This window comes from Streptomyces alboflavus (assembly GCF_000716675.1).
Taxonomy (GTDB): domain Bacteria; phylum Actinomycetota; class Actinomycetes; order Streptomycetales; family Streptomycetaceae; genus Streptomyces; species Streptomyces alboflavus.
This window is the reverse complement of the sequence record NZ_JNXT01000059.1, coordinates 1-23708: the sequence shown is the minus strand read 5'-3', so window position 1 is coordinate 23708 and position 23708 is coordinate 1. Positions and strand designations below refer to the sequence as shown.

Here is a 23708-nt window from a genome sequence, read left to right as displayed (position 1 = left end):
GACACCTGGACGCGCTGGCCGTCGCGAGAGGCCCTGTCCAGCGAGAGGATGACGCGCCCCCGACGGCTGCTCAGTCGGCTCGTGCGCGCGGTGTTCATCGGTCTGCTGCTCTGGAGCACCCTCTTCCGAAGCGGGCTCCCGGGCTGGGGGATCGCGCTGGGACTGGTCGCCATCGTCGTCTGCGGGACATCCCTCGTGGTGTACTTCCGCGCCACGCTGGAGCAGCGACTGTGGCTGTCGCTGGGATCGCTCGGCCTTGTCCTGGCGGTGGGCGTCGCGGCCCATGCGACCGGCTTCGACCTTCCGGCGGCTGTGCTGTGGTGTGCCGCCGCCATCATGTCGCTGGAGCGGTTGCCCCTGGGAGCGGCTGTGATCGCGACCGGGGCGGCGCTCGGAGCGTTCGCCCTGGTGAACGAGGACCCCTGGCCGACGACGGCGGCGGTGACCGCGGGGATCGCCCTCGCTGGGTACGTCCTGCGACTGGACGCGGAAGCTCGGGGGCACGCCCAGCAGTTGCTGGCCCAGGAGCGTGCGGCGCGCGTCGCCGAGGCCGAGTCGGCAGCGTTGGCCGAGCGGGGGCGGATCGCCCGGGAGATCCACGACGTGCTGGCGCACAGCCTGTCCGCCCAGCTCGTCCACCTGGAGGCGGCCCGGCTGCTGATCGAGGGTGGCGGTGAGCGGCAGCAGATCCTCGGACGTGTGGTGGCAGCTCGGTCCATGGCTTCGGAAGGACTGGCCGAGACCCGGCAGGCACTGTCCGCGCTGCGTGGTGAGATGACGCCGGTGGAGGACTTCCTACGGGAACTGGCGGCGTCGGACCGGGCATCGGTGGCGGTCACGGGGGAGCGGCGGGATCTGACGGCGGAGGCGTCCCAGGCGGTGCGCCGAGTGGCGCAGGAGGCGTTGACGAACGTGCGCAAGCACGCGCGGGGGGCCAAGGTGACGGTCCTCCTTGAGTACGGGGAGGGGGAGGTGACGCTGGACGTGCGGGACTCGGGCGGTTCGCCGGGCGAACTCGCGGCTTCCGGAGCCGGGTACGGTCTGCTGGGGATGCGCGAGCGTGCCGAGCTGCTGGGCGGCTCGCTGGAGGCAGGGCCGGAACAGGAAGGCTTCGCGGTGCGGTTGAAGGTGCCGGGATGACGATGGACGAAGGGTCACCCGAGGCTGGTGCTGGTGTCGCGGGTCGGCGGGGTACGGGCAGTGGTGGTGAGGGCGTGGTTCCGCGGGACCGGGGCGCTGGTGGTGGGGGTCGGCCGCCCGCGCGGGTGGTCGTGGTCGACGATCAGACCGTGGTGCGCGAGGGGATCGTGATGCTCCTCGGGCTGCTGCCGGGCATCGAGGTCGTCGGGGCCGGGGGCGACGGCGAGGAAGCGGTGCGGCTCGTCGCGGAACTCGCGCCGGACGTGGTCCTGATGGACCTGCGGATGCCGCGCTGCGACGGGGCGGAGGCCACGCGTCGGATCCGGTCGCAGTATCCGGGCACGCAGGTCGTGGTGCTCACGACGTACGCCGACGACGAGTCGCTCTTCCCGGCGCTCAAGGCCGGGGCGCGGGGCTATCTCACCAAGGACGCGGGCGGGGAGGAGATCGTGCGGGCCGTCGAGGACGTGCTCTCGGGGGACGCGGGGCTCTCGCCGAAGATCCAACGGCGCCTCCTCGAGCGGCTTTCGGAGCCGGCGGAGGCCACGCGCCCGGCGGAGCCGCCCGACGGACTGACGCTGCGGGAGACGGAGGTGATCACCCTGATCGCGGAAGGGATGACCAACCAGGAGATCGCGCGGGCGCTGCATGTCTCCACCGCCACCGTGAAGACCCACATCAACAACCTCTTCGCCAAGGCGGGGCTCAAGGACCGTGCGCAGGCGGTGCGTTACGCCTACCGGCACGGTCTCGCGCAGCCGCCGGGCAGAACGCGGGGGTGAGGGGCTTCCGTCACCTGATGGGGTGAAGAGCGGGGAGAGAAGAGTCACGGATCTTCCCGATCTGCCCATCCTTGGGCACGCGGCCGGATCAGGCCGCGGACAAGGAGAGTTCGGTGGAGAAGCACGACGGCCGCGACGCCGGGCGGGTCCGGCCCGGTGATCTGAAGGATCCGTGGTACGACGAGCTGGCCTCCGGATGGGGCGAGCTGGACGGCACCGGCGCACCCACGGCGCCCGCCGTACCGGCGCCGGCCGCCGCGCCGGAGCGGAGCGCCGCCGACATCTATCTGGAGGTGCAGGCGAGCGCGGCCTTCCAGGAGGTGCGCCGTCGGTATCGAAGGTTCGTGATCCCCGCCGTGGCCGCCTTCTTCACCTGGTACGTGGCGTACGTCGTGACCGCGACGGCGGCGCCGGAGCTGATGGCACGCCCCGTCAGCGGAGCGGTGAACGTGGCGATGGTCGCGGGTCTCGCGCAGTTCGCCTCAACGTTCCTGCTGACGTGGGCGTACGCACGGCATGCCCGGTTGCGCAGGGACAAGGCGGCGCTCGACCTGCGGTGGGTCGTGTTCGAGCAGAAGCGGGAGCAGGAACTGCGCCAGGGGGCCGAGCGGTGACGGGGGATCACCAGACGCTGGCGCTGGTCCTGTTCGGGGCGTTCGTTGCCGTCACGCTGGGGATCACGACGTATGTGAGCCGCAACCGGCACGGCTCCGCGGAGGAGTTCTATGCCGGAGGTCGGCTGTTCTCGCCCATGGAGAATGGTTTTGCCATCGCGGGCGACTACATGTCGGCGGCCTCGTTCCTCGGCATTTCCGGGCTGATCGCGCTCTACGGCTACGACGGGCTGCTCTACTCGGTGGGCTTCCTGGTGGCCTGGCTCGTCGTGCTGTTCCTGGTGGCCGAACTGGTGCGGAACTGCGGGCGGTTCACGCTCGCCGACGTGGTGGCGGCGCGGATGCGGGAGCGTCCGGTGCGGATCGCCGCGGGAACTTCCTCGGTGACCGTGTCCGTTCTCTATCTGGTGGCGCAGATGGTGGGGGCGGGCTCACTGGTCGCGTTGCTGCTGGGCGGGACGAGCGAGGCGGCGCAGACGTGGACGGTGATCGGTGTCGGCGCGCTCATGGTCATCTATGTGTCGATGGGAGGGATGCGGGCCACCACGTGGATCCAGATCGTCAAGGCGGTCCTGCTCATGGCCGGGGCGATCGCACTGACCGTGCTCGTCCTGATGCGCTTCCACGGCGACTTCGACCAACTGCTGCGGACGGCCGCCGACCGCAGCGGGCACGGCGGGCAGTTCCTGGCGCCCGGGCTGAAGTACGGCGGTGACTGGACGTCGCGGTTCGACTTCATCAGCCTCGGCCTCGCGCTGGTGCTCGGCACCGCCGGACTGCCGCACATCCTGTCGCGCTTCTACACCGTGCCGACCGCACGGGCCGCCCGTCGGTCGGTCATCTGGTCCATCGGCCTCATCGGCAGCTTCTACCTGATGACGATCGTGCTCGGTTTCGGTGCCGCGGCGATCGTCGGGACCGACGCGGTGAAGGGCTCGAACGCGGCGGGGAACACGGCGGTTCCGCTGCTCGCGCTCGACCTGGGCGGCGGTGCGGATTCCACGGGCGGAACGGTTCTGTTCGCGGTCGTGGCCGCCATCGCCTTCGCCACGATCCTCGCCGTGGTCGCCGGGATCACGCTCGCCTCCTCGGCGTCCGTGGCCCACGACCTCTATGCCTCGCTGCGGCGCAAGAACGCCAAGCCGCGCAGCGAGGTCGCGGTGGCGCGGGTCGCGGCGGTGGGGATCGGCGCGGTCGCGATCGGGCTCGGCCTGGTCGCCCGCGACCTCAACGTCGCCTTCCTCGTCGGCCTGGCCTTCGCGGTCGCGGCGTCCGCGAACCTTCCGGTGCTGCTCTACTCGCTGTTCTGGCGGCAGTTCACCACACGGGGCGCCGTCTGGTCCGTCTACGGCGGGCTGCTGCCCTCACTGGTGCTCGTGGTGTTGTCGCCCGTGGTCTCCGGAAGCCCGAACTCCCTGTTCCCCGGCGTGGACTTCCAGTACTTCCCGCTGGAGAACCCCGGGCTCGTGTCGATTCCGCTCGGCTTCCTCGCGGGATGGTTCGGCACGGTCACCTCGTCGGACCCGGCGGACGAGGCCAAGCACGCGGAGACGGAAGTGCGGTCGCTGACGGGAGCGGGCGCCGCGTAGCGTCGGAGGTCAGAAGGAGGACGACCAGGCGTAGCGGTGCTCCGGGCGGCCCGTGTCGCCGTACTTCAGGCTCAGGTGTACACGGCCCGTGCGCTCCAGGAGCTTCAGATAGCGCTGTGCGGTCTGTCGGCTCAACCCGGTGGACTCCGCGAGGTCCTGGGCGGAGATCGGCCCTTCAGCCGCCATCAGGGCCCTGCGGACCAGCTCCGCGGTCGTGGGAGAGTGCCCCTTGGGCAGCTCCGGCGCCGGTGTGGCCGAGAGGGCACCGAAGATGCGGTCGACCTCGGCCTGCTCCGCCTCGCCGCCGCCGTCGAGAGTGCGGCGCAGCGTCGCGTACGCGTCGAGCTTGGCGCGGAGCCCCGCGTACGAGAAGGGCTTGACCAGGTACTGCAGCGCGCCATGACGCATCGCGGCCTGGACCGTGGCGATGTCACGGGCCGCCGTCACCATGATCACGTCGGTCTGGTGGCCGCGCTCACGCAGCGAGCGGACCACGGCCAGGCCCGTCTCGTCCGGCAGATAGTGGTCGAGCAGCACCAGATCGACCGGCAGCTCCTCGACGAGGCGCAGGGCCTCGGTGGCGCTGTGCGCGCGCCCGGCCACCCGGAAACCCGGAACCTTCTCCACGTAGGCCGCGTTGACGTTCGCCACGCGCACGTCGTCGTCCACGACCAGAACCTCGATCATCGTGCCTCCTCCGTGGCCACCGGCCGCAGCTCCGCGAGTCCCTCAGGCAGGACGACCGTGAACTCGGCGCCACCGCCTGGCGCCGCACCCACCGCCACACTGCCGCCCTGCCGCTCGGCGAGCCTGCGCACCAGAGGGAGCCCGATACCGCGCTTCCCGTGCGCAGGCGGCTCCTTGGTGCTCCAGCCCTCCGTGAACACCGACTCACGCTGCTCCGCCGGCACACCGGGACCCGAATCGCGTACCCGCAACACCATCGTGCGCCCCTCCGGCCCCTCGGTGCGCAGAGCGACCTCCACGCGCGCGTGCCCGATGCCCGCAGTCCCGGGCCGCAGGGTCGCCGCCGCGTCCAGCGCGTTGTCGACGAGGTTGCCGACGATCGTGACGAGCCCACCGGGGTCGACGAGCCGGTCGGGCAGAGCGGTGTCCTCAGAGACGGCGAGCGACACGCCGCGCTCCGCGGCGACGGTCGCCTTGCCGACCAGCAGGGCCGAAAGCAGCGGATCGTGGATCTTCTCGGTGATCTGCTCGGCGGTCACCCGGTGCGCGCCCGCCACCTCGCCCACGAACTCCGCGGCCTCCTCGTACATCTCCAGTTCGAGCAGGCCGAGCAGCGTGTGCATGCGGTTGGCGTGCTCGTGGTCCTGGGCGCGCAGGGCGTCGATGAGGCCGCGCGTGGAGTCGAGTTCCCGGCCGAGCTGTTCCAGTTCGGTGCGGTCGCGGAGGGTCGCGACGGCGCCGCCGTCGTCCGTGGGCATGCGATTGGCGACCAGGACGCGCTGGCCGCGTACCGTCAGGAGGTCGGTGCCGGAGACGCGGCCCGACAGGACATCGGTGGTGCGGCCCTCGCCGAGCGCCGCCTCCAGGGACTCACCGATCGCCTCCGCACCGAGCCCAAGGAGCCGCTGCGCCTCGTCGTTGAGCAGCCGGATCCTGCCGCCGCGGTCCAGGGCGACGACACCCTCGCGGATGCCGTGCAGCATCGCCTCGCGCTCCGCGAGCAACGCCGAGATGTCGGAGAACGCGAGGTCACGCGTCTGGCGGTGCACCCTGCGCGAGATCAGATAGGCGGCGAGCGCGCCGACGGCCAGCGCCCCGCCTGCGTACGCGAACAGGCTCGGGATCGTGTGGATCAGCCGGGCGCGCACGCTGTCGTACTCGATGCCTACGGAGACAGCGCCCACGATCGTGCCGCTCGTGTCCCGCAATGGCACCTTCCCGCGCGCGGAGCGGCCGAGCGTGCCGTTGTCGATCTCCATGACGTGGCGGCCCGCCAGCGCGTCGCTGGGGTCCGTCGAGACGACCCTGCCCACCTCGTCACGGTCCGTGTGCGACCAGCGCACACCTTCCTTGTTCATGATCACGACGTACTCGGCGCCGCTGGCCTTGCGGATCCGCTCCGCCGCGGCCTGCACGGGCCCGTCGGCCGCCGGACGCGAGGAGGCCAGGTCCTGGGCGATCCTGGGCTGCGCCGCCGTCGTCTGCGCGATGGCGAGGGCCCTGCGCATCGCCTGGTCGTCCAGTTGGTCGCTGAGCGGCGCCAGGAAGAGCCCGGTGGCGAGCACGGCCACTCCGGCGGCGATCGCCAGCTGCATCAGCAGCACCTGCGAGAAGACGCGCCGCGGCAGGCCGAGGCGCAGACGTCGGGCAGGGGGAGTCGGGCTCATGTGTACGAACGGTACGGCGAGGGGCGGCCTGCTCCGAAGGGAGTGTGGCGTGGATCTCCCGGCAGTCCTTCGACCAGTGGGCCTGCGTGATCTTTCGAGAGCCCTTGGACCAGCGGGCCTGCGTGATCTTTCGGGAGCGTCCTCTCCGGAGCTGTCGGGAGGGTGGCGGTCCGGGCGGCTCCACGCGGCCAGGAGCCCGCCGCCCGAGCGGCCCTACACGATCTCCCGCACCGCCATCACGTCCATCCGCGCGGGCGACCCCAGCGCCGCCCCGCAGCTCTCCGGGCGCGGCGGCAACGAGGCGCCCTGCGCGACGGTGACCCGCCAGTGCCGCCCGTCGGTGTGGGCGACCGTCACCTCCCAGCGCGGAGCGCCACCCGTGGTGCCCACGACGCTGAGCGTGCCCAGCGCGTCCTCCCGCGCGGCGGTGCGCACCGCAAGCTCGGCGGCCTGTCCGGGGCGTTCCCAGGCGGAGTTGCCCCGGCACCCTTCAGTGACGACGCGGTCCTCACGTACCGCCTGCAGGATCTCCTTGACGGCGTGCGCCCCGGTGCGGCCGTACGCATAGCCGTGCGGCAGGACGAGGAGCGTGGGGGAGAAGCGATGACCACCCAGATGAGTGATCTCCCAGACGCCCTCCTCTCCGGAGGCGGTCAGTTCTCCGGCCAGCGGCCTGCCGAGCAGGGCGCAGCAGCGGTCACGCTTGCCGTTCGTGCAGACGAGCGCCAGCGGCTCGCCCGTGTGCGGTGAACCGAAGCCCCCGTGGTCGCCGGCGCCGAGCGCCGCGAAGTCCAGGTCCAGCAACTGCCGTGGTTCGTCCACCACATGGGAGCGCAGCCAGGCGTTGCCCGGGACGGTGTGCGCTACGTAGACGCGGTGCCGCGCCGGTGTGTGGCAGTCGGCGTGCCGCCCTGGGCGCCGGATGAGGGCGACCCGCACGCCGGTCGACTCGGCCGCCCGCTCCAGGGCGCGTCCCACGTCCGGATCGAGGTGGCTCGCTGTGAGCGCCTTGGCGCCCCAGGGTCCTGGCTGTTCCAGGAGCAGCCAGGTCCTGGCGGTGGCCGCGGTGCCCGCCAGAGGTTCGTCCAGATCCCGCGAGGCGGTCGCGCACGTACTCACGGAGGTGAGCCTAACCCGCGCCCGGACCAGCCTGTTTCACCTGCTGGGCGAGCCGGGCGTGGCGCTCGCGCCGGGGACATCGGACGTGCCGGACGGGCCGTGCGCCTCCGGCAGCGGCTGGGGCGGCCGCAGCCCGACGTACTGCCCCACGGGACGCATCCGCATGGGCCGCTCGCCGTACTCCTCCAGGGCGTGCGCGATCCACCCGGCGGTGCGCGCCACGGCGAAGACGGCCTCGCCCGCCTCCGCGGCCATGCCGGACGACGCCGTGAGGACGGCGAGCGGGAGGTCGACGTTGGCGTGCAGGTCGGTGTGGCGGGCCGTGGTGGCGATCACGTCACGGGCCGCCGCCAGGGCCGGGCCTGCTTTCGGCATGGTCTCCAGGAGGCCGAACAGGGCTTGCGCGCGGGGGTCCTCGCCCTGGTAGACGCGGTGGCCGAGGCCGGGGACGCGGCGGCCCGCGCGCAGCTCGTTCGCGACGACGGGTGCCGCCGTGCCGCGGTCGAGGACCTCCAGGAGCATGCGGTGGGCGAGGCCGCTGGCAGCGCCGTGCAGAGGGCCCTCCAGGACGCCGAGCCCCGCCGACACGGCCGCGTACGGGTGGGCGCGTGCCGATGCCGCGACGCGGACCGCCAGCGTGGATGCCGCCAGGTCGTGGTCGACGAGCAGCGCGAGCGCGGTGTCCAGGGCGTGCAGGGAGGCGTCGTCGGGCTTGTGGCGGCTGAGACGTCCCCACAGGCGTCCGGCGAGTGGGCCGCCGTCCCGGTGGGCGGAGAGCAGGGGCGGAAGCGCGGCCACGAGTGTCGGGATCAGGGTGCGGGCCGTGCCGACGACGGCTTCCTCGGAGAGGTCGAAGCGGAGCGGGTCGGACGCTCCCGCGGCGATGGCCGCCACGCGCAGGCGGTCGGTGGGGCCGCAGTGCTCCGGTAGCGCGCGCACGGCCAGGCGGGCCGAGCCTGACGGCTCCGGGGGTGCCGTGAAGTGGATGCCGGGCTTCAGCACGCCGGTCCACAGCCACTCGGCGACCTCTTCGTAGGAGTGGCGCAGGGCCAGCGCGGCCGCGTCCACGCCACGGAAGTAGTAGCGGTCCTTCTCGATCAGCGTGATGCGGGTGCGTACGGAGAGCTCGTTGGCGCCGGAGGCCGCGGCGGGTTCGCGCCGGTTCCTGCGGGCCAGCGCCTCGACCTCCTTGGGGTCGAAGGTGCTGCCCCGTGCGCCGGGGCCGCGGCGGCTGCTGAGTTGGCCGCGACTCACGTACGCGTACACGGTCTCCGGCTTCACGCCGAGGAGTTCCGCGGCTTCCTTGGTGGTGAGGCGGCGGTCTGCGCGCGTGACTGCGCTGTGACCCGCTTCTTGATCCGTCATGGGCGTCACCGTATCCATGTCCCGACATCTGCATCGTCATATTGATTCAATCAATATTGACAGAGCTTCAGTCAAGCATGGACAGTCGAATCAAGTCCAGGGAGGAAGTCGAGGAACAACATGCCGATCAATGGCTCCGCCGCCACCCCCACCGCTCCCGTCGAGGTCCCACGCGGTCTCGCGGGCGTCGTCGTCACCGAGACCCAACTCGGTGACGTCCGGGGGCGCGAGGGCTTCTACCACTACCGCCAGTACTCCGCCGTGGAGCTCGCGCAGACCCGCAGCTTCGAGGACGTCTGGCACCTGATGTTCCACGGCTCGCTGCCGGACGCCGCGCAGCGAGCCGCGTTCGCCCAGCAGGCCGCCACGCTGCGGCACCTCCCCGAGGAGGTGCGGGCGGCCCTGCCCGGCATCGCCAGGGCCAGCGCCCTGTCGGGGCCGCTCGCCGGGCTGCGCTCGGCCCTTTCGCTGTTCGGGGCCGCCAAGGGCTTCCGGCCGGTGTACGACATCGACGGTGACCAGCGGCGCGCCGACGCACTCACCGCGTCCGCTGTCGTGCCGACGCTGCTCACCGCGCTGTACCGGCTTGGCCAGGGGCTCGACCCGGTCGAGCCGCGTGACGACCTTCCGTACGCCGCCAACTATCTCTACATGCTCACGGGTTCAGAGCCGGACGCCGACCGGGCCCGTGCGGTCGAGCAATACTTGATCTCCACCATTGACCATGGATTCAACGCGTCCACGTTCACGGGCCGGGTCATCGCCTCGACCGGCGCGGATGTGGCCGCCTGTCTCGTGGGTGCCGTCGGCGCGCTGTCGGGGCCCCTCCACGGTGGCGCCCCGAGCCGAGCACTGGACACGCTCGACGCCATCGGCACCCCCGACCGCATCGACCCGTGGATCCGTGAACGGGTCCTCGCGGGTGAACGCATCATGGGCTTCGGACACCCGGTGTACCGCACCGAGGACCCGCGTTCCCGGATGCTCCGCGGGATCGCACGAGGGTTCGGCGGGGAGCTGGTCGCGTTCGCCGTCGAGGTGGAGCGGCAGGTCGAGGCGATCCTCGCGGAGCTCAAGCCGGGCCGCGAACTCCACACGAACGTGGAGTTCTACGCCGGCGTGGTCATGGAGCTGTGCGGGTTGCCGCGCGAGATGTTCACGCCGACGTTCGCGTCGGCGCGTGTGGTCGGGTGGAGCGCCAACATCCTGGAGCAGGCGGAGGACTCGAAGATCATTCGGCCTGCGGCGCGGTACGCGGGGCCGGTGCCGCCGGTTCCGGTGCCCGCGCCGGACGGGGCGGGACTCTGAGGAGGCCCCGGTCCGGGGCGGCCTGGGGCTGAGACGGTCTCAGGCGGCCGGCGCGGGCCGGGAGACGGCAGTGAGGCCCGGTGCCGGTCTGGCGCGGGCCTCACTGCACGCAAGGTCGGTGGGGCGAGCGGAGGAGTTCGTCATCCGGAGGCGGCCTCAACGGGGTGGCCGGAGGACCTCGACGGAGAGGGCGCGGTGAGCGCCGGTCACTCCACGCGGCGGGATCAGCTGTTGGGGATGTCGGCCTTCGCGCGGAGGAGTGTCTCGCGGCTGACGATCACGATGCGCTCGTGAGGGGCGCGGGCGGCGTCAGGGGGAAGCTCGCCGTCGAGCGCCGCTGTTGCTTCCGTCCCGATGACGGCGAAGTCGCCGCTGCTGAGTTCGAAGATGTCGGGGCAGGTGTCGCCGGCGAGACTGCCACGTTCCCGTGGTGACGCACCGATGCGGCGCACGATCTTCAAGTGGATCCCGGTCCTTGAGGAGTGAATGGTCATGGGTAGGGGGCGGTAGTGGAGTGTCGGTCTGGAGGGTGATGCGGATGGGGTGAAAAGGGTGATGCGGATGAGGCGCAAGGGGAGGGGTTCGGACGCAGGAAGGGTCGTCGCCCCGAGGTGTCGACATGCCGCAGCGCCCGCCACCCGTGATGTGGACGACGGGGCGGGCGGGGACAGGTTAGCCGTTCCTTATCCCGCCCCGAACTCGGGCTGCTCCAACCGGCCCTATTCCGGCGGGGGTTCACCCACCACCCAGTACTCGTCGGTGTCGGCCTCGTCCAGGTCGCGGATGAGTGTGTCCGTCATCCGGCCCACCCGGGCTTCGTCCGAGGAGTCCTTCAGGCTGGCGCGCTGATGGCGGGTGGCGTGCCAGTACTGGCGGAACACCGGGTTGGTGGCGATCCATCGCAGGTGGCCGTGGAGTTCCTCCCAGGTGACGACGCCACTGCGATAGGCGAGCACCGCGTTCGTGTAGAGCGCGTTGGCGAACAGGAACTGACGCCGCTGCGTGGGTGAATCGGCCTCCGCGACGCTGTAGACCGCCGCGAGATCGGGGTCCTCGATGGCCTTCCGGAGCAGATAGAGCTGGAGTTCCTGCTGTTCGGCCATCATGGCGCGCCGCCACTCGGCGCGCTCCGCCCGGTCCGCCCGCGCGCGGAGCTCTGCGTATGTGCGCTGCTGGGCGGCCAGGAGTGCGAGGCATCCGGCCGCGAGGGCGAGTCCCGCTCCGGCCGCGGAGCAGAGCCCCCCTGTGCCGATTTTCCGTGTGGTCATGTCAACCCCCGAATCAGGCGACCGTACGCCGGTCGTCGGGTGCGGGGCGGCAGAGTGCGGACCGGCGAGCGATGGGCGGCGCTTGCCGTCTCCCAGGGTGCCGAGCGGCTCTGATCGGGCGGGAGGCGGAGAGGAGGGCGCACGGAGGGAAGCTGTGCTCTCTTCCCGTGCGCCGTGCCCAATGTGTGCCCCGCGAGCGCCGCTAACAATCGTTCACCAACCGGCGCGTCTACGCGCACATATCCTGGAGCGGTCTTCAATCGTCGTACAGCTTCGTCGCCCGCGATGTGTACACATCTTGAGAGACTTGATCCACCTTGATGAGAGTTGACGCGAGGGGCCGCACGTGCGTGAGCAGCAGATTCCGGTTGTCGTCCTCACCGGCTTTTTGGGCTCCGGGAAGACGACACTCCTGAACCATCTGCTGCATCGCAGTGGAGGCAGTCGGATCGGGGCCATTGTGAACGACTTCGGCTCCATCGAGATCGACGCCATGGCCGTCGCCGGGGCGCTCGGCGACTCGACCGTCTCCCTCGGCAACGGCTGCCTGTGCTGCGCCGTGGACGCCAGCGAGCTGGACGAGTATCTGGAGCGGCTTGCCGGACCGGCCGCCCGTATCGACGTCATCGTCATCGAGGCCAGCGGGCTCGCCGAGCCGCAGGAGCTGATGCGGATGGTGCTGGCCAGCGAGAACCCGAACATCGTGTACGGCGGTCTCGTGGAGGTCGTCGACGCCGCCGAGTTCGACGCCACCAGGCAGCGGCATCCGGAGGTCGACCGGCACCTGGGCATCGCCGACCTCGTCGTCGTCAACAAGGCCGACCGGGTCAGTGACGCCGAGCGGGAGCGCATCCTCGCCGAGGTGCACCGCCTCACCGACCGCGCGGCCGTCGTCACCGCCTCGTACGGGCGCGTCGACGTGGCGCTCCTGCTCGACCGCAAGCCCGTGGGGGAACGCGTCGGGCAGCTGTCCTTCGACGACCTGCACGACCACGGCGAACAGGCCGACCTGCCGGAGGGGGAGAGGCCCGGCTCCGGGCGGCCCGATGCCGAGGGCCACGCCGCCTGCGGGTGTGACGACCCCGCCCACCACCACCTGCACGCCGGCTACGAAAGCCTCGCCTTCACCTCGGAAGCGCCCCTCAACCCGCGCCGGCTGATGGCGTTCCTCGACAGCAGGCCCGAGGGGCTGTACCGCATCAAGGGGTACGTCGACTTCGGCGCCGCCGACGCCCGCAACCGGTACGCGGTGCACGCCGTGGGGCGCTTCCTGCGGTTCTACCCCGAGCCGTGGGAGCCCGGCGAGAAGCGCCTCACCCAGCTCGTCCTCATCGGCTCCGGCATAGACGTCGCGGCCCTGGACGGGGAGCTGACGCTGTGCCGGGAGAACGACGAGGACGCCCCGCACACCGATGAGTTCGGCATGTGGGGCGTCCTGCGCTACGTACAGGAGCCGGAGGGGGAGCCGGTCTCGGGGCCGGGCTCGGACGCGGCCTCCGCCCCCGGCCCGGACGATTCCGGCCCCGACGACTGACTACGCCGGCCCCGCCACCGCCGCCACCGACTTCGCCAGCGACACCCCGGAGCCGTCCCGGCGCGGGTCGACCTCCGGCAGCTCCGCCGGAAGGCCGTTGCGCTGGGCCGCGCGCGGCGGCGTCGGGCCCGCCCAGGCGAAGCTCAGGCAGTCCTCGCCCTTCAGGAGCCGCTGGCAGCGCACGCCGCCCGTGGCACGGCCCTTGCGCGGATACTGGTCGAACGGCGTGACCTTGGCCGTCGTGTGCACCGAGTCGTCGAGCGTGCCGCGCGAGCCCGCGACCGTGAACACCACGGCGTCCGCCGCCGGGTCGACCGCCGTGAAGGAAAGCACCTTCGCGCCGTCGGCAAGCTTGATGCCCGCCATGCCGCCCGCCGGACGGCCCTGCGGGCGGACCTGCCCCGCCGGATAGCGCAGCAGCTGCGCGTCGTCCGTGATGAAGACCAGGTCCTCCTCGCCCGTGCGCAGCTCGGCCGCGCCGACGATGCGGTCGCCGTCCTTGAGGGTGATGACCTCCAGCTCGTCCTTGTTGGCCGGATAGTCGGGCACCACGCGCTTGACGACGCCCTGTTCGGTGCCGAGCGCCAGGCCCGGCGAGGACTCGTCCAGCGTCATCAGGCAGATCAGCTTCTCGTCGCCCTCCAGGGAGAGCAGCTCCGCGACCGGCGCCCCTCCGGAGAGGTTGGGTGCCGAAGCCGTGTCCGGGAGCTGAGGAAGGTCCACTACGGAGAGCCGAAGGAGTCGCCCCTCGGACGTCACCGCGCCCACCTCGCCGCGCGCCGTCGCGGGCACCGCGGAGACGATCACGTCGTGCTTGACGCGCTTGCCGTCGCTCTCCCCGAAGGGCTCGCCGTTGGCCGTGCGCGCGAGCAGGCCTGTCGACGACAGGAGCACCCGGCACGGGTCGTCCGCCACCTGCAGCGGCACCGCGGCCGCGGGTGCGCCCGCCGACTCCAGGAGCACCGTGCGCCGGTCCGTGCCGAACTTCTTGGCCACGGCGGCCAGTTCCGAGGAGACCAGCTTGCGCAGCTCCGCGTCGGACTCCAGGATCCGCGTCAGCTCCTCGATCTCCGCCTTCAGCTTGTCGCGCTCGGACTCCAGCTCGATGCGGTCGTACTTGGTGAGGCGGCGCAGCGGCGTGTCCAGGATGTACTGCGTCTGGACCTCGCTCAGCGAGAAGTGCTCCATCAGGCGCTCCTTGGCCTGCGCGGAGTTCTCACTGGAGCGGATGAGGCGGATGACCTCGTCGATGTCCAGGAGGGCGACGAGCAGGCCCTCCACCAGGTGCAGCCGGGCCTGCTTCTTGCCGCGGCGGAACTCGCTGCGGCGCCGCACGACGTTGAAGCGGTGGTCGAGATAGACCTCGAGGAGCTCCTTGAGGCCGAGCGTGAGCGGCTGGCCGTCGACCAGGGCGACGTTGTTGATGCCGAAGGACTCCTCCATCGGCGTCAGTTTGTACAGCTGCTCCAGGACGGCCTCCGGGACGAAGCCGTTCTTGATCTCGATGACCAGGCGCAGGCCGTGCTGGCGGTCGGTGAGGTCCTTGACGTCGGCGATGCCCTGCAGCTTCTTCGAGCCGACCAGGTCCTTGATCTTGGAGATGACCTTCTCGGGGCCCACGGAGAAGGGCAGTTCCGTGACGACCAGACCCTTGCGGCGCGCGGTCACCGCCTCCACGGAGACCGTGGCGCGCATCTTGAAGGTGCCGCGCCCCGATTCGTACGCGTCCTTGATGCCCGCGAGGCCGACGATGCGGCCGCCCGTGGGCAGGTCGGGGCCCGGGATGAACCGCATCAGCGTGTCGAGGTCGGCGCCCGGGTGCTTGATCAGATGCCGGGCGGCGGCGATGACCTCGCCCAGGTTGTGCGGCGGCATGTTCGTCGCCATGCCGACGGCGATGCCGGAGGAGCCGTTCACCAGGAGGTTCGGATACGCCGCGGGCAGCGCGACCGGCTCCTGCTCCTGGCCGTCGTAGTTCGGCTCGAAGTCGACCGTGTTCTCGTCGATGGACTCCGTCATCAAGGAGGTCGCGTCGGCCATGCGGCATTCGGTGTACCGCATCGCCGCGGGCGGGTCGTCGTTGCCCAGGGAGCCGAAGTTGCCATGGCCGTCGACCAGCGGGAGGCGCATGGAGAAGGGCTGCGCCATGCGCACCAGGGCGTCGTAGATCGACGCGTCGCCGTGGGGGTGCAGCTTGCCCATGACCTCGCCGACGACACGGGCGCACTTGACGTAGCCGCGCTCGGGGCGCAGGCCCATCTCGTTCATCTGGTAGACGATGCGGCGGTGCACCGGCTTCAGGCCGTCCCGGGCGTCGGGCAGGGCGCGGGAGTAGATGACGGAGTAGGCGTACTCGAGGAAGGAGCCCTGCATCTCGTCGACGACGTCGATGTCGAGGATCTTCTCCTCGAACGAGTCGTCGGGCGGCGGGGTCTTCGTGCTGCGGCGGGCCATCGCTGCTGCGGCTCCTTCACCAACAAGTGCGGGATCTGACGCCGACCATTGTGGACTGTCCCACTGACAACGCCGACCACGACCCGGTGGTGGGCGGGCCCCGAGCGCGCGTCAACCGCGCGCCGCACCTGTACCGACCGTGCGCCCCGCCCGCCGCGCCCCCCGGCAGCGACCGTGCGCCCCGCCCGTCCCACCGCCTCCACCGCTCACCCGCCCGGCCGACGGCGCCCGCGGCCGCGGCGGATCACGCCGAGGGCGAAACCCGACTACGCCGAGGGCGGAGCGGGAACTTCGCCAGGGGTCCGAGGCCTTGCTTACAGTGGCAGGACTTGCCAGCACTTATCGAGGATTTCGCGATCGAAGGGACGTACATGCCCATGGGTCACACGGCCACAGCCGAGGCCGGCTCCGGCGGCCTGACAGCGACCGAGCACCGGCTGGCCAATGGCCTGCGCGTGGTGCTCTCCGAGGACCACCTGACCCCGGTCGCCGCAGTCTGCCTCTGGTACGACGTCGGTTCCCGCCACGAGGTCAAGGGCCGTACGGGCCTGGCTCACCTCTTCGAGCACCTGATGTTCCAGGGTTCGAAGCAGGTGCACGGCAACGGCCACTTCGAGCTGGTGCAGGGCGCCGGCGGCTCGCTGAACGGCACCACCAGCTTCGAGCGCACCAACTACTTCGAGACGATGCCGACCCACCAGCTGGAGCTCGCCCTCTGGCTGGAGGCCGACCGCATGGGCTCGCTCCTGTCGGCGCTCGACGAGGAGTCGATGGAGAACCAGCGGGACGTCGTCAAGAACGAACGCCGCCAGCGCTACGACAACGTTCCGTACGGCACGGCCTTCGAGAAGCTGACCGCCCTCTCCTACCCCGAGGGCCACCCGTACCACCACACGCCCATCGGCTCCATGGCCGACCTGGACGCGGCCACCCTCGAGGACGCGCGGGAGTTCTTCCGTACGTACTACGCGCCGAACAACGCGGTCCTCTCGGTCGTCGGCGACATCGACCCCGAGGAGACGCTTCGCTGGGTCGAGAAGTACTTCGGCTCCATCCCCTCGCACGACGGCAAGCAGCCCCCGCGTGACGGCTCGCTGCCCGAGCGCATCGGCAAGGAGCTGCGTGAGGTCGTCGAGGAGGAGGTCCCCGCGCGCGCCCTCATGGCCGCCTACCGCCTCCCGGAGGACGGCACGCGCGCGAGCGACGCGGCCGACCTGGCGCTCACGGTCCTCGGCAGCGGCGAGTCCTCGCGGCTCTACAACCGCCTCGTGCGCCGTGACCGCACCGCCGTCACCGCCGGATTCGGCCTGCTGCGTCTCGCCGGGGCGCCCTCCCTCGGGTGGCTCGACGTGAAGACGTCCGGCGACGTGGAGGTCCCCGTCATCGAGGCCGCCGTCGACGAGGAGCTGGCCCGGTTCGCCGCGGAGGGCCCCACTCCGGAGGAGATGGAGCGCGCCCAGGCCCAGTTGGAGCGCGAGTGGCTCGACCGGCTCGGCACGGTCGCGGGCCGCGCGGACGAACTGTGCCGGTACGCGGTCCTTTTCGGTGACCCCCAGCTGGCCCTCACCGCCGTCCAGCGCGTCCTCGACATCACCGCCGACGAGGTCCAGGAGGTCGCCAAGGCCCGCCTGCGCCCCGACAACCGCGCGGTGCTCGTGTACGAACCCACCGCCCCCGAAGACGCCGCCGACGAGGAAGACGAGGAGACGGCGAAGTGACCGAGGCCGCAACGATGCAGTTCCACCCGCAGCCCCAGGCGGGCACGGCCAGGCCCTGGGCCTTCCCGGCCCCCGAGCGCGGCGCGCTCGGCAACGGCCTCACCGTGCTGCGCTGCGACCGCCCCGGCCAGCAGCTCGTCGCCGTGGAGGTCCACCTCGACGCCCCCCTGGACGCCGAGCCCAAGGGCCTCGACGGCGTCGCCACGATCATGGCGAGGGCCTTCTCCGAAGGCACCGACAAGCACTCCGCGGAGGAGTTCGCCGCCGAGCTCGACCGCTGCGGCGCCACGCTCGACGCGCACGCGGACCACCCCGGCGTCCGGGTCTCCCTGGAGGTGCCCGTCTCCCGGCTGCCCAAGGCGCTCGGCCTGCTCGCCGACGCCCTGCGCGCGCCCGCGTTCGCCGACAGCGAGGTCGAGCGCCTGGTCCGCAACCGCCTGGACGAGATCCCGCACGAGGCCGCCAACCCGGCGCGGCGTGCCGCCAAGGAGCTCTCCAAGGAGCTCTTCCCGGCGTCCTCGCGCATGTCGCGCCCGCGCCAGGGCACGGAGGAGACGGTCTCCGCGATCGACTCGGCGGCCGTACGCGCCTTCTACGAAAGGCACGTCCGCCCCGCGACGGCCACCGCCGTGGTGGTCGGCGACCTCACCGGCATCGACCTGGACGCCGTCCTCGCCGACACCCTCGGCGCCTGGACCGGCGGAACGGCCGAGCCGCGCCCGGTGCCCCCGGTGACCGCCGACGACCGCGGCCGCGTCGTCATCGTGGACCGCCCCGGCGCCGTCCAGACGCAGCTGCTCATCGGCCGCGTCGGCCCGGACCGGCACGACCGCGTGTGGTCCGCGCAGGTCCTCGGCACGTACTGCCTGGGCGGCACCCTCACCTCACGCCTGGACCGCGTCCTGCGCGAGGAGAAGGGCTACACCTACGGAGTGCGCGCCTTCGCCCAGGTCCTGCGCTCCGCCCCGGACGGGACGGGCGCCGCGATGCTCGCCATCAGCGGCTCCGTGGACACCCCGAACACGGGCGCGGCCCTCGACGACCTGTGGAAGGTCCTGCGCACGCTCGCCGCGGAGGGCCTGACGGACCCCGAGCGCGACGTCGCCGTGCAGAACCTGGTCGGCGTCGCCCCGTTGAAGTACGAGACCGCGGCGGCCGTCGCCGCCACCCTCGCCGACCAGGTCGAGCAGCACCTGCCGGACGACTTCCAGGCCCACCTGTACCGCCAGTTGGCGCAGACGGGCACCGTGGAGGCCACCGCGGCCGTCGTGAGCGCCTTCCCGGACGACCGTCTGGTGACGGTCCTCGTGGGCGACGCCGCGCAGATCGAGGAGCCCGTCAAGGCGCTCGGCATCGGTGAAGTGACGGTGGTCACCGGCTGATTGCCGGACGGGACGGACCTGCGCCGCTGATGACGTAAAGCCGGACATAGCGGTAGCAACCCTCTCGTGAGCACAGGGACCCCAGTGGCTCAGGAAGCCGCTGGGGTCCCTGCATGCCGCCATATGTCCGAATTGGCATGGAGGTTGCTCGTCTGGTCTGTGGCGTGCGCTACAAACGGCCTGATTCGTTTGTCGATTGAAAGATGAGGCGTTTAGCGTCGGTCCGGCTGTCCGTCAGGCAGTACGCCGCGTCCGCGGCACCGGACAGCCATCGCCGAGTCCCCGTACGGCGCGAGCCAGGGGAGCCGGGGACCCACACGTCCCTGGGGTGAATCGGACCCCTTGCCGCGAGGCGAGGAGCCCGTAGGAGACCTTCCTGCTCCGAACCCGTCAGCTAACCCGGTAGGCGAGAAGGAAGGAAAGGATCAGCCGCTTCATGGCGTTCACCCGCCCGACCGGCAAGCACCGCCGTCCGAGCCGCATCACGCGCACGACCGCAAGCGCCGCGGGCGTCGCCGCGCTCACCACCACCGGAGTCATCTCGGGCCTGGCCGCGCCGGCCCTCGCCGCCGAAGGCAGCTCCGCGGAGTACGCGCACACCGGCCTCACCCAGTCCATCTCCGTCGGCGACTCCCTGGCCGGCGAGATCGACGCCCAGGCCGCCGCCCAGAAGCACGCCGCCGCCGAGGCCGCCGCCCAGAAGAAGGCCGAGGCCGAGGCCCGCGCCGATGCCGCCGAGGCCAAGCGCAAGGCCGCCGAGGCCAAGCGGAAGGCCGAGGCCGCCGCGAAGGTGAAGGCCCAGAAGGAGCGCGAGGCCAAGGAGCGCGCCGCCCGCGAGGCCGAGCGCAAGCGCCTCGGCTCCTACGTCTCGCCGATCGAGGGCAGCTACGTCTCCACCGGCTACAAGACCGGCGGCGCCATGTGGTCCTCCGGCAGCCACACCGGCGTCGACTTCCACGCCGCGTCCGGCACCCAGGTCCAGGCGGTCGCCGCGGGCACCGTCGTCGAGGCCGGCTGGGGCGGCGCCTACGGCAACAACGTCGTGATCCGCCACAACGACGGCACGTACACGCAGTACGGCCACATGTCGTCCCTCAGTGTCACGGTCGGCCAGGCGGTCACCCCGAGCCAGCAGATCGGCCTCTCCGGCTCGACCGGCAACTCCAGCGGCCCGCACCTGCACTTCGAGGCCCGCACCGGCGCGGACTACGGCTCCGACATCGACCCCGTGGCGTACCTCCGCTCGCACGGCGTCAACGTCTGAATCCTGATGCCGGGACCCTCCCGGACGCAGGAAAGCCCCGGCTCGACCGAGCCGGGGCTTTCCTGCGCATGCGGGCCCTTTTGGCCAAAAGATATCCATGGATTCCGGTCTCCCGTCGGAAAATCCGGCCCGCTGCAATAGAGTTCACGGCGGCAGGGTCCATGGAGTCGTTGAACGAGCGCCATTCGACGCGTCGGCCGACGCGCCGACCGACGCGTTTCGCGGGCATTAAAGCGGAGGTCCGTCATGCGCATTCCCGCGCACTCGGTTTGCACGGCCATCCGGGACGACATCGTCTCCGGTGTCTACGAACGCGGCACGCGCCTCACCGAGGAACTGCTCGCCCGCCGCTACGGCGTCTCCCGCGTCCCCGTGCGCGAGGCCCTGCGCACGCTCGAGGCCGAGGGCTTCGTCGTCACCCGCAGGCACGCGGGCGCCTGCGTCGCCGAGCCCACCGAGCAGGACGCAGCCGACCTCCTGGAGATCCGCGCGCTCCTGGAGCCCCTCGCGGCCGCCCGCGCCGCCCAGCGCCGCACCGAAGCCCATCTGAAGGTCCTGCGCGGGCTCGTCCGGCTCGGCAAGGAGCGCTCCCGGCACGGCGGCACCGAGGACCTCCGCTCGCTCGACGGCTGGTTCCACGAGACGCTCACGCAGGCCTCGTCGAGCCCCGGCCTGATCACCCTGCTCACCCAGCTCCGCCACAAGATCGCCTGGATGTACGGCATGGAGCCCCAGGCCGTCCCCGCGCAGACCTGGTCCGAGCGCGCCGCCGTCGTCGACGCCGTGGCCCGCGGCGACGCGGAGCGGGCCCGCGCCCTCACCGTGCTGCACGCCGAACGGGCCACCATCGCGCACCGGCCGCGGACCGGCCCCCGCGCCGGGCGTGTGAGGGATTCGCAACATGCCGTCAACACGGTGAGCGCGCGGAATTAACGGCGACGCCGTATACAAAGAGAGACATGTTCGCGGGCGGCATTCCACTGCCTCTGTTTCGGCTTCGAATATGCGTCGAATACGTGCCGAGTGCATGCCGAATGCGTGCCGAATGCGTGCCGAATATGCGCCGAATGTGCGTGAGGCGCCTGGCCGGACAATCGCCAGGTGCGCGACTCCATATGAGTCACGAGATGTGCCCATGCGTCATGAGATGCGCGCCGGATACGCGAAGGGCCCGCCCTGGAATCAGGACGGGCCCTTCGCGTATGTGCCGGGCGGCGTTCTCCGCGTACGGAGAGGCCAGGCGCACTAGACGGTCTCGGGAAGCTCCTCGAGCCCCTCGGCGACCAGCTTCGCCAGGCGGTCGAGGGCGGCGTCCGCGCCCTCGGCGTCCGAAGCGAGCACGATCTCCTCGCCGCCCTGCGCACCCAGACCGAGCACCCCGAGCATGGAGGCGGCGTTGACCGGGTTGCCGCCGGCCTTGGCGATCGTCACGGGGACGCCGGCGGCCGTGGCCGCACGGACGAAGATGGAGGCGGGCCGGGCGTGGAGGCCCTCGGCCCAGCCGACGTTGACGCGGCGCTCAGCCATGTGTTGCTGCCCTTCCAGGTGTCTCACACTTGTCTAGACCACTATCTCATGCCGACCCGAATGCTCCTGCCGGACGTCCGTCACCACCCGCCACGGACGTACGTCCCCTACCCGGCCGCCCTTCGACCACTCCTACACTGCCCCGGCCCGGGCGGCCGCGCGACCCGTACCCTGGCCCCATGCAGACCCCGGCGGACGGCCCAGCGCACACCTCGTCGGACAGCGCCGAGCCCACCGCGGCGGACCGGCACCCCTACCCCTCCCACTGGGAGGCCGACGTGGTGCTGCGGGACGGGGGCACCGCCCGGATCAGGCCCATCACCGCCGCCGACGCGGACCGCCTGGTCAGCTTCTTCGAGCAGGTCTCCGACGAGTCGAAGTACTACCGCTTCTTCGCGCCCTACCCCCGCCTGTCCGCCAAGGACGTGCACCGCTTCACCCATCACGACCACGTGGACCGCGTGGGACTCGCGGCCACCGTGGGCGGCGAGTTCATCGCGACGGTCCGCTTCGACCGCATCGACGCCCAGGGCCGCCCCGCGTCCGCGCCCGCCGACGAGGCCGAGGTCGCCTTCCTGGTGCAGGACGCCCACCAGGGCCGCGGCGTCGCCTCCGCGCTCCTGGAGCACATCGCGGCCGTCGCCCGCGAGCGCGGCATCCGCCGCTTCGCCGCCGAGGTCCTGCCCGCCAACACCAAGATGGTCAAGGTCTTCACGGACGCCGGTTATCAGCAGCAGCGCAGCTTCGAGGACGGCGTCGTACGTCTGGAACTGGACCTGGAGCCCACCGACCGCTCCCTCGCCGTCCAGCGCGCCCGTGAACAGCGCGCGGAGGCCCGCTCCGTGCAGCGCCTGCTCGCGCCGGGATCCGTCGCCGTCATCGGCGTGGGACGCTCCCCGGACGGCGTCGGCCGCGGCGTCCTGCGCAACGTCCTGGGAGCGGGGTTCACCGGCTGGCTGTACGCGGTGAACAGCGCACTCCCCGAAGGGGCCACCGACATCGACGGGGTGCCCGCCCACCGCTCCGTGCGCGACATCGCCGAACCGGTCGACCTCGCCGTCGTCGCCGTCCCCGCCGAACGTGTCCCCCAGGCCGTCGCCGACTGCGGCGAACACGGCGTCCAGGGGCTCGTCGTCATCTCCGCCGGATACGCCGAGAGTGGCCCCGAAGGACGCGAACGACAGCGTGAACTCGTCCGTCAAGCACGCTCCTACGGGATGCGCATCATCGGACCGAACGCCTTCGGAGTCATCAACACCTCTCCGGAGACCCGCCTCAACGCCTCCCTGGCGCCGGAACTGCCGCCCGCCGGACGCCTCGGCCTGTTCACCCAGTCGGGCGCCATCGGCATCGCCCTCCTGTCCCGGCTGCACCGCCGCGGCTCGGGCCTGTGGGGCCTGTCCACGTGCGTCAGCACCGGCAACCGCGCGGACGTCTCCGGCAACGACGTACTCCAGTACTGGTACGACGACCCGGACACCGACGTCGCCCTGATGTACCTCGAATCCATCGGCAACCCCCGCAAGTTCACCCGCCTCGCCCGCCGCACCGCCGCCGTGAAGCCCCTCGTCGTCGTCCAGGGCGCCCGGCACAGCGGCATCGCGCCGACCGGCCACGCGAGCGCCGCCACCCGCCTCCCGCACGCCACCGTCTCCGCGCTGCTCCGGCAGGCCGGGGTGATCCGCGTGGACACCGTCACCGAACTCGTCGACGCCGGACTGCTCCTCGCCGGGCAGCCGCTGCCCGCCGGACCCCGCGTCGCCATCCTCGGCAACTCCGAGTCGCTCGGCCTGCTCACGTACGACGCCTGCGTCGCCGAGGGCCTGCGCCCCCTGCCGCCCCTCGACCTGACGACCGCCGCGTCCCCGGACGACTTCCGCACCGCGCTCGCCGCCGCCCTGGCCGACGAGGGCTCCGACGCCGTCGTCGTCACCGTCATCCCGTCCCTCGGCGAGTCCACCCGCCAGGGCGAGGACAAGTCCCTGGCGGCGGCCCTGCGCGCCGCCGCCGCGAGCTGCCCCACGAAGCCGGTCACGGTCGTCCACGTGGAGCTGGGCGGCCTGGCGGAGGCGCTGTCGGCGGCGGCGAGCACGGGGCCGCGGGCGGCGGCGATCGTGGACCAGGTTGACCAGGTTGACCAGGTTGACCAGGTTGACCAGGTGGGCCAGGCGGACCAGGCGGGCCAGGCGGACCAGGCGGGCCAGGTGGGCCAGACGGGCCAGACGGCAGCGACACCCCCGGCGGAACCACCGGCCCCCACCCCCCGGACCGACCCCCCGCCCCACCACCG

General features: G+C 71.7%; 19 protein-coding genes and 1 riboswitch. Of the genes, 11 read left to right on the top strand and 8 right to left on the bottom strand.

The annotated features are described in order from the left end of the window. Window positions 1-48: 48 nt before the first annotated feature. The 4 genes from OO63_RS33100 (at window position 49) to OO63_RS33085 (ending at window position 4125) form a co-directional block, all read left to right on the top strand. Window positions 49-1140 carry a sensor histidine kinase gene (locus OO63_RS33100; RefSeq protein ID WP_234311086.1) on the top strand — a complete coding sequence of 364 codons (1092 nt, stop codon included), beginning with the start codon at window positions 49-51 and terminating at the stop codon, window positions 1138-1140. Then, a complete protein-coding gene (locus OO63_RS33095) occupies window positions 1137-1922 on the top strand; it encodes a response regulator (RefSeq protein WP_234311085.1) in 786 nt (261 codons plus the stop codon). The genes OO63_RS33100 and OO63_RS33095 overlap by 4 nt, the downstream gene beginning before the upstream one ends. A gap of 113 nt (window positions 1923-2035) precedes the next feature. Next, entirely contained in the window at window positions 2036-2536 is a 501-nt protein-coding gene (locus OO63_RS33090) for a DUF485 domain-containing protein (RefSeq protein WP_030357356.1), read from the top strand. Next, on the top strand, window positions 2533-4125 hold the full coding sequence (locus OO63_RS33085) for a solute symporter family protein (protein WP_030357355.1): 1593 nt from the start codon (window positions 2533-2535) through the stop codon (window positions 4123-4125). The genes OO63_RS33090 and OO63_RS33085 overlap by 4 nt, the downstream gene beginning before the upstream one ends. A 9-nt stretch (window positions 4126-4134) precedes the next feature. Here OO63_RS33085 and OO63_RS33080 read toward each other — a convergent pair whose 3' ends face one another. The 4 genes from OO63_RS33080 to OO63_RS33065 all read right to left on the bottom strand — a co-directional run bounded on the left by OO63_RS33080 (window position 4135) and on the right by OO63_RS33065 (window position 8963). Then, on the bottom strand, window positions 4135-4812 hold the full coding sequence (locus OO63_RS33080; RefSeq protein ID WP_030357354.1) for a response regulator: 678 nt from the start codon (window positions 4810-4812) through the stop codon (window positions 4135-4137). Further along, on the bottom strand, window positions 4809-6479 hold the full coding sequence (locus OO63_RS33075; RefSeq protein WP_030357353.1) for a sensor histidine kinase: 1671 nt from the start codon (window positions 6477-6479) through the stop codon (window positions 4809-4811). The genes OO63_RS33080 and OO63_RS33075 overlap by 4 nt, the downstream gene beginning before the upstream one ends. Before the next feature lie 213 nt (window positions 6480-6692). Next, on the bottom strand, window positions 6693-7598 hold the full coding sequence (locus OO63_RS33070; protein ID WP_030357352.1) for a ferredoxin family protein: 906 nt from the start codon (window positions 7596-7598) through the stop codon (window positions 6693-6695). A gap of 36 nt (window positions 7599-7634) precedes the next feature. Further along, window positions 7635-8963: a citrate synthase gene (locus OO63_RS33065; RefSeq protein ID WP_234311084.1), complete on the bottom strand. Its 1329-nt coding sequence runs from the start codon at window positions 8961-8963 to the stop codon at window positions 7635-7637. Between the two features lie 120 nt (window positions 8964-9083). Here OO63_RS33065 and OO63_RS33060 point away from each other — a divergent pair, with 120 nt between their 5' ends. Then, entirely contained in the window at window positions 9084-10271 is a 1188-nt protein-coding gene (locus OO63_RS33060; protein WP_030357350.1) for a citrate synthase/methylcitrate synthase, read from the top strand. Window positions 10272-10495: 224 nt separating this feature from the next. Here the strand turns inward: OO63_RS33060 and OO63_RS33055 are convergent, their stop codons facing one another. Then, a complete protein-coding gene (locus OO63_RS33055; protein WP_030357349.1) occupies window positions 10496-10732 on the bottom strand; it encodes a hypothetical protein in 237 nt (78 codons plus the stop codon). Window positions 10733-10990: 258 nt separating this feature from the next. Beyond that, window positions 10991-11539, bottom strand: coding sequence for a DUF6082 family protein (locus tag OO63_RS33050; RefSeq protein WP_030357348.1), 549 nt, complete (start codon window positions 11537-11539; stop codon window positions 10991-10993). A gap of 346 nt (window positions 11540-11885) precedes the next feature. Here OO63_RS33050 and OO63_RS33045 point away from each other — a divergent pair, with 346 nt between their 5' ends. Then, window positions 11886-13073 (top strand): CobW family GTP-binding protein, encoded by a 1188-nt coding sequence (locus OO63_RS33045; protein ID WP_051811410.1) that lies wholly within the window; start codon window positions 11886-11888, stop codon window positions 13071-13073. On the opposite strand, the gene OO63_RS33040 is transcribed toward OO63_RS33045, so the two are convergent. Further along, window positions 13074-15527 (bottom strand): DNA gyrase/topoisomerase IV subunit A, encoded by a 2454-nt coding sequence (locus OO63_RS33040; protein ID WP_030357346.1) that lies wholly within the window; start codon window positions 15525-15527, stop codon window positions 13074-13076. A 377-nt stretch (window positions 15528-15904) separates the two neighbouring features. Between OO63_RS33040 and OO63_RS33035 the strand changes: the two genes are divergently transcribed. The 4 genes from OO63_RS33035 (at window position 15905) to OO63_RS33020 (ending at window position 20824) form a co-directional block, all read left to right on the top strand. Next, window positions 15905-17245: a M16 family metallopeptidase gene (locus tag OO63_RS33035; protein WP_193560840.1), complete on the top strand. Its 1341-nt coding sequence runs from the start codon at window positions 15905-15907 to the stop codon at window positions 17243-17245. Further along, on the top strand, window positions 17242-18627 hold the full coding sequence (locus OO63_RS33030) for a M16 family metallopeptidase (protein WP_030357344.1): 1386 nt from the start codon (window positions 17242-17244) through the stop codon (window positions 18625-18627). The genes OO63_RS33035 and OO63_RS33030 overlap by 4 nt, the downstream gene beginning before the upstream one ends. A 262-nt stretch (window positions 18628-18889) precedes the next feature. Further along, window positions 18890-19050: riboswitch (cyclic di-AMP (ydaO/yuaA leader) on the top strand. A gap of 13 nt (window positions 19051-19063) precedes the next feature. Further along, window positions 19064-19891: a M23 family metallopeptidase gene (locus tag OO63_RS33025; RefSeq protein ID WP_030357343.1), complete on the top strand. Its 828-nt coding sequence runs from the start codon at window positions 19064-19066 to the stop codon at window positions 19889-19891. A 246-nt stretch (window positions 19892-20137) separates the two neighbouring features. Further along, on the top strand, window positions 20138-20824 hold the full coding sequence (locus OO63_RS33020) for a GntR family transcriptional regulator (protein ID WP_030357342.1): 687 nt from the start codon (window positions 20138-20140) through the stop codon (window positions 20822-20824). 312 nt (window positions 20825-21136) lie between these two features. On the opposite strand, the gene OO63_RS33015 is transcribed toward OO63_RS33020, so the two are convergent. Further along, window positions 21137-21418, bottom strand: a complete 282-nt coding sequence (locus OO63_RS33015) for an HPr family phosphocarrier protein (protein ID WP_030357341.1) — start codon at window positions 21416-21418, stop codon at window positions 21137-21139. Between the two features lie 179 nt (window positions 21419-21597). Here OO63_RS33015 and OO63_RS33010 point away from each other — a divergent pair. After that, window positions 21598-23708, top strand: a 2111-nt coding sequence (locus OO63_RS33010; RefSeq protein WP_107405975.1) for a GNAT family N-acetyltransferase, incomplete at its 3' end; no start/stop codon positions are given.

Bases quoted from the DNA above. Each gene is read 5' to 3' on its own strand.
- OO63_RS33015 (WP_030357341.1), bottom strand. From the start codon at position 21,418: ATGGCTGAGCGCCGCGTCAACGTCGGCTGGGCCGAGGGCCTCCACGCC.
- OO63_RS33025 (WP_030357343.1), top strand. From the start codon at position 19,064: ATGGCGTTCACCCGCCCGACCGGCAAGCACCGCCGTCCGAGCCGCATC.
- OO63_RS33095 (WP_234311085.1), top strand. From the start codon at position 1,137: ATGACGATGGACGAAGGGTCACCCGAGGCTGGTGCTGGTGTCGCGGGT.
- OO63_RS33050 (WP_030357348.1), bottom strand. From the start codon at position 11,539: ATGACCACACGGAAAATCGGCACAGGGGGGCTCTGCTCCGCGGCCGGA.
- OO63_RS33075 (WP_030357353.1), bottom strand. From the start codon at position 6,479: ATGAGCCCGACTCCCCCTGCCCGACGTCTGCGCCTCGGCCTGCCGCGG.
- OO63_RS33065 (WP_234311084.1), bottom strand. From the start codon at position 8,963: ATGACGGATCAAGAAGCGGGTCACAGCGCAGTCACGCGCGCAGACCGC.
- OO63_RS33020 (WP_030357342.1), top strand. From the start codon at position 20,138: ATGCGCATTCCCGCGCACTCGGTTTGCACGGCCATCCGGGACGACATC.
- OO63_RS33060 (WP_030357350.1), top strand. From the start codon at position 9,084: ATGCCGATCAATGGCTCCGCCGCCACCCCCACCGCTCCCGTCGAGGTC.
- OO63_RS33100 (WP_234311086.1), top strand. From the start codon at position 49: ATGACGCGCCCCCGACGGCTGCTCAGTCGGCTCGTGCGCGCGGTGTTC.
- OO63_RS33080 (WP_030357354.1), bottom strand. From the start codon at position 4,812: ATGATCGAGGTTCTGGTCGTGGACGACGACGTGCGCGTGGCGAACGTC.
- OO63_RS33035 (WP_193560840.1), top strand. From the start codon at position 15,905: ATGGGTCACACGGCCACAGCCGAGGCCGGCTCCGGCGGCCTGACAGCG.
- OO63_RS33040 (WP_030357346.1), bottom strand. From the start codon at position 15,527: ATGGCCCGCCGCAGCACGAAGACCCCGCCGCCCGACGACTCGTTCGAG.